Source organism: Lysinibacillus sp. (genome assembly GCF_032093475.1).
Classification (GTDB): domain Bacteria; phylum Bacillota; class Bacilli; order Bacillales_A; family Planococcaceae; genus Lysinibacillus; species Lysinibacillus irui.
Genome location: NZ_DAMDAY010000100.1, coordinates 11,696 through 17,291 on the forward strand (window position 1 = coordinate 11,696; position 5,596 = coordinate 17,291).

4 protein-coding genes are annotated in these 5,596 nt (G+C 38.1%); 1 reads left to right on the top strand and 3 read right to left on the bottom strand.

The window, feature by feature from the left end; all coding sequences use genetic code 11:
* On the bottom strand, positions 1-2,352 hold a 2,352-nt coding region (locus RT445_RS17975), incomplete at its 3' end, for an Ig-like domain-containing protein (protein WP_313471148.1).
* A gap of 226 nt (positions 2,353-2,578) precedes the next feature.
* Here RT445_RS17975 and RT445_RS17980 point away from each other — a divergent pair.
* Positions 2,579-2,752, top strand: coding sequence for a hypothetical protein (locus RT445_RS17980; RefSeq protein WP_312505800.1), 174 nt, complete (start codon positions 2,579-2,581; stop codon positions 2,750-2,752).
* Positions 2,753-2,780: 28 nt separating this feature from the next.
* On the opposite strand, the gene RT445_RS17985 is transcribed toward RT445_RS17980, so the two are convergent.
* Positions 2,781-4,025 (bottom strand): Glu/Leu/Phe/Val family dehydrogenase, encoded by a 1,245-nt coding sequence (locus RT445_RS17985; protein WP_036119847.1) that lies wholly within the window; start codon positions 4,023-4,025, stop codon positions 2,781-2,783.
* A gap of 83 nt (positions 4,026-4,108) precedes the next feature.
* Positions 4,109-5,302, bottom strand: coding sequence for an ornithine--oxo-acid transaminase (locus RT445_RS17990; RefSeq protein WP_274794208.1), 1,194 nt, complete (start codon positions 5,300-5,302; stop codon positions 4,109-4,111).
* Positions 5,303-5,596: the final 294 nt, after the last annotated feature.

Below are 5,596 nucleotides of genomic sequence, written 5' to 3' on the forward strand. Positions count from 1 at the left end.
GCTCCATGTACCATCTGGATTCACTGTTACAGTTGGTGTATCGATGACATTTCCAGCTTTATCTTTAATTTCTACTGTTACTTCTGAACCTTTTGTTACAGATCCTTCGAAAATTGGTTTCGATGTTGTAATTTTATCACCCTCTGGCTTGATTATCTCAACAGTTGGCGCCTCGACAAATACAATCTTTTTGGATGCACTTAATGCAAAATTTTCATCCTCTGGCATGCCACCATACTCGATAACGTAACCTTTAACAGACGGATCATTAGGCCTATAATCATTCCATTGTCCAGGATTAGATTCTTTTGGCCCAAAAATATGCGCTACATATTCACCAATACCGTTATAATCATTTGGTTCACCCGATTGCCAATTACTATACATATCTGGTTCAATTTTTCCAGGTGAATAACCCGTATAAAACTTCAAACCTTTTCCTTGATCTATTAGCCCCTCTGGACCAGTTACCCATCGCCAGTCACCAATTTGTTTAGGGAAAGTTCCCCCATCAGGATTATTATCTACATTTCGTTCGATATCTTTAGCACCAATCCAACCAAGACCTAACGTCTTTTCCTTGACAAAGTTATTTTCGTTTTTACCTGTGATTGTAACAAGATATCCTTTTCGGCCAAAGTAATTTTTTTCTTCAGCTTCCTTTTTTGCATTAAACCATGTAATAGGAGCATCTTTGTTTATATATTCATAAAAGTGTCCATTCTCACTAAATGCTAATGCACTACCTAATGTGAACGTTATATTACGATCCGTTTGATCAGTTGACGTTGTTGTAAATGTTACACTTCGTAGTATAGCTTGATAGTCTTCAATTGATGCTTTACCACTTAATGTTAGTATCCCTGTTGCAGGATTGAAATTACCTGTAATACCATTTACATTTGTATATTCAAGTTTGTCCTCTGCTTTGAAGTTTTCAATCGCTACAGTTGCGCCGTTTAAATTATCTTCATATCCATTTAAAACACTCGAGTCAAGTGTTACTCCTGCATCTACTACAACAGCGCCATTTTCAATTTTATTATTCACAATAACAGCCACAGTATCCCCTGGAGATGTTGTGATAGCTGGACCGTCAGATGTAATTGTATCTACTGTGATCTCTTTTGTTACTGGTGTGGATATTTTATCATCTATTGATGCTGATACTTCTACTGTATATGCTCCATCAGGTATATTTGTTTCTGGTGTTACACTCCAGTTTCCATCTTTATCTGCTTGTGCAGTTAAGGTGATGTTCTTTCCTACTTTTACAGTGAGTGTTGCCCCTGGTGTTGCTGTACCTGTAAATGTTGGTTTTCCATTTTTCACTGTGCCTGTTGGTGAAGTTATTGTTACATTCAGTTCTTGCCATATCAAGGCATTATTTTCACCATAGCCTGCAAAAAGAAGAGGATTGTTATCAGCAATCAAATTTTCTATACCTTTCAAATCTCCAACATTTGCTTTTCCGAACTGCTCCCTAGCAGTCATACGATTTAGAGCGGTAATGCCCGCTTTCCCAGTGAACTCTCCACTTAGAGTAAGAAGCTTAGTTCCTTCCAAATAAACATTTCGCTCTGAATTCCCTATAGTATTGCCCGTGATGTCTGCATTGCCAGAAAGGTTAAACTCTCCGTCCTTTACTTGAACTCCACCACCACTATTGCCTGTAATTTTACCTCCAGTCATAGTGAATTTTGCACCAGATGAATTAATGTGGACAGCTCCTGTACTGTCATGCTTATTATTAATAATTTCCCCACCAGTCATTTCTGCCACTGCACTAGCATTATTGAGAATGACTGCGCTTCCAGGATATTTTGAAAAATTGTTACGTAAAACAGTACCTTCTTCAATGGTCAGTATTGTATTAATATTTAGATTAATTATTCTACCCTCAGACTTATCTTCTCCGAAACTGCCGTCAATAATAATTTTTTTCAAAATAAAATGACCATTATAAAGATCAAAAAGAGTACCAGTTCCTATACCGCCTACCGCGCCTCGCTGAATCACAGCAGTTTCTTTATCTTCGGGTGCCGTGGTAATTGTAACATTCTTGCCATCAAATTTAGGGAATGGATGTAACAATGTGATTTTTCCCGAGACATATATCGTCCCCCCGCTAGCTACCTTTTCATAGGCCTTGGTCAATGTTTTAAAAGGATTCCCTCGGCTTCCATCACCTAAATCACTGCCTCCATCGGATACATATACTTCCCGATTTATCTCTCCATCAGCAGCATAACTTACCGGCATTCCCCCTGCCAAGAAACTACTGATCACTAGCACTAACGAGAGCATGAATGCTAATGAACGTTGCCACCATTTTTTCTGTTTCCTCTCCATTTTTAAACCTCCATTCAAAAACTCTTTTATTTCAATTATTTTCGCTACTCCCTCCTATAATTCTAGTATTTTCAACACATTCTAATGTACTATATTGTGTCTGAACAAAATCTGAACAAAAGGCTCATTACGATGGTTTTATCTGATAGTAACAGTTCATCTGTTCAGATTTTGTTTAGGCTGCATCTGTATAGTTAGGGTTACTTTAAGGAAAAGGGATTTTGCTATGGCTATGCTTTTAATTGTCGTTTTTTGTTGTATTCTGTTGATCGGGGGAATCGTTACGTTTAAATATCTTCAGGTACGGAGAGTTCGGCAGGAGAAAAAAATGATGTTGGAGCAGCGACTTGAACATCTTATTTATACGAATAAACATGAAAAAAACGAGCCATCCGATTAAAGGAATGACTCGTTTTTTGATTTATTTCTTACACCCATCCACGGAAGCGAGAAGCTTCTGCAGTACGGCGAACACCTACCATGTAAGCAGCTAAGCGCATGTTGATGTTACGTGTTGTAGCTGTTGTATATACATTATCAAATGCTTCAACCATTTTTTTGTATAGACGTTCTTCCACTTCTTCTTCTGTCCAGTAATAACCTTGGTTATTTTGAACCCATTCAAAGTAAGAAACTGTCACACCACCAGCAGAGGCTAATACGTCTGGTACAAGTAAAATGCCACGCTCTGTTAAGATTTTAGTTGCTTCTGCAGTTGTTGGACCATTTGCTGCTTCTACTACGATATTGGCTTTAATATTGTGAGCATTGTCAGCAGTAATTTGGTTTTCAATTGCAGCTGGCACTAAAATATCACAATCAAGCTCTAATAATTCTTTGTTTGAAATTGTGTTTTCAAATAAAGTTGTTACTGTTCCGAAGCTATCACGACGATCTAATAAATAGTCGATATCTAAACCTTCAGGATCATGAAGTGCACCATAAGCATCTGAAATACCGATTACTTTTGCACCTAAATCATGCATGAATTTCGCAAGGAAGCTTCCTGCGTTACCAAATCCTTGAATAACAACGCGAGCACCTTTAATATCAATACCACGTTTTTTCGCTGCTTCTTCGATTACGATTGTAACACCTTGTGCAGTCGCACGGTCACGACCTTGAGAACCACCAAGTACTAGTGGCTTACCTGTGATAAAGCCTGGAGAGTTGAATTCATCCATGCGGCTATATTCATCCATCATCCATGCCATAATTTGTGCGTTTGTAAATACGTCTGGCGCAGGAATATCTTTTGTTGGTCCTACGATTTGACTTACTGCACGTACGTAGCCACGGCTTAAACGTTCGATTTCGCCCATAGACATTTGACGAGGGTCACAAATGACACCGCCTTTACCACCACCGTATGGTAGGTCGACAATACCACATTTCAATGTCATCCACATTGAAAGCGCTTTAACTTCCTCTTCAGATACTTGTGGGTGGAAACGAACCCCACCTTTTGTTGGTCCTACTGCATCATTATGTTGTGCACGGTAACCAGTAAACACTTTTGTTGTACCATCATCCATTTTCACTGGGATACGTACTTGGAGCATGCGAAGCGGTTCTTTTAGTAATTCATACATTGCTTCATCATAGCCAAGTTTATTTAGAGCATCTTGAATGACATCTTGTGTTGATGTGAAAAGATTTAAGTTTTCAGACATTATTAAATCGCCTCTTTGTTTTTTTTAATGATAGTTATCGGCATCATTGTAACATACTTCCGAATTAAAATGTGAACATTTTGTTAAAGTTTAAATACTTTTTCAATTTGTTCGATTGACCAATCTAAATCCTCTTGAGAAATCACTAGTGGTGGTGCAAAACGGATAACTGTATCATGTGTTTCTTTACATAATAAACCTAGTTCTTTTAGTTTTTCACAGTATGGACGAGCAGCCTCTGTTAATTCCATACCGATAAATAAACCACGACCGCGCACTTCTTTAATGACTGGGTTGTTAATTTCTCTTAATTTACCTTTGAAATATTCGCCAAGCTCATGAGAACGCTCTGCTAATTTTTCATCAAGTAAAACTTTAATAGATGCAATAGAAACTGCACATGCTAAAGGATTACCACCAAAAGTTGAACCGTGTGAGCCTGGGTTGAAGACACCTAAGATGCTACGGTTTGCAGCCACACAAGAAATTGGGAATACACCGCCACCTAGTGCTTTACCTAGGATGTACATATCTGGCTCTACTTCTTCCCAATCACAAGCAAACATTTTACCAGTACGTGCTAAACCAGCTTGAATTTCGTCTGCGATGAATAATACATTGTTTTCACGGCAAAGTTCACGAGCTGCTTTTAAGAAACCTTCTGGAGGAATAACGATACCAGCTTCACCTTGAATTGGTTCAATTAAAAATGCAGCAGTATTTGGTGTAATAGCCGCTTTTAATGCTTCAAGATTACCGTAATCTACTAGTTTAACGTTTGGTAACATTGGACCGAAGCCACGACGGTATTCTTCATCAGAAGATAAAGATACAGCTAGCATAGTACGACCATGGAAGTTACCATTACATGCGATAATTTCAGCTTTACCATCTTCTACGCCTTTTACATCATATGCCCAACGACGAGCTGCTTTAAACGCAGTCTCTACAGCTTCAGCACCTGTATTCATTGGTAATACCATTTCTTTATTTGTTAATTTACCTACTAGCTCATACCATTCACCTAGGTTTTCACTGTAAAATGCACGAGAAGTTAACGTTACTTTATCTGCTTGCTCTTTTAAAGCAGCGATAATTTTTGGGTGACGATGACCTTGGTTTACAGCTGAATAAGCAGATAACATATCTAAGTATTTGTTGCCCTCTGGATCTTTAACCCAAGCACCCTCAGCCTCTGAAATTACGATTGGCAGTGGATGATAGTTTGCTGCACCAAAATTTTGCGTTTGTTCAATAACTTGTTGACTTTTTGTCATATCCTGTTCTCTCCTAACTAAATCATAATAAAAACTCTATGGAAGAAAGGGACTATGTATCTCTATAAGTAGAATGATTAACCAATAATTCAAACGGTAAATTTGTTCACTTCTCCAAAGTAAACTACCATGTCATGTTACGGTTTTAGCCAGGGGTAGCATTACCTGGAGAAGTGTCCCAAATTCATTTGAAATGCCTCAATTTCTACTTATTTGAACAGCCCTAACGTCAATTTGAAAATTAAAGCATTTCTGAAGTTGTTTTAGCTTGCATATGCAGTTGTAGGTAGTCTG

Bases quoted from the DNA above. Each gene is read 5' to 3' on its own strand.
- RT445_RS17980 (WP_312505800.1), top strand. From the start codon at position 2,579: ATGGCTATGCTTTTAATTGTCGTTTTTTGTTGTATTCTGTTGATCGGG.
- RT445_RS17985 (WP_036119847.1), bottom strand. From the start codon at position 4,025: ATGTCTGAAAACTTAAATCTTTTCACATCAACACAAGATGTCATTCAA.
- RT445_RS17990 (WP_274794208.1), bottom strand. From the start codon at position 5,302: ATGACAAAAAGTCAACAAGTTATTGAACAAACGCAAAATTTTGGTGCA.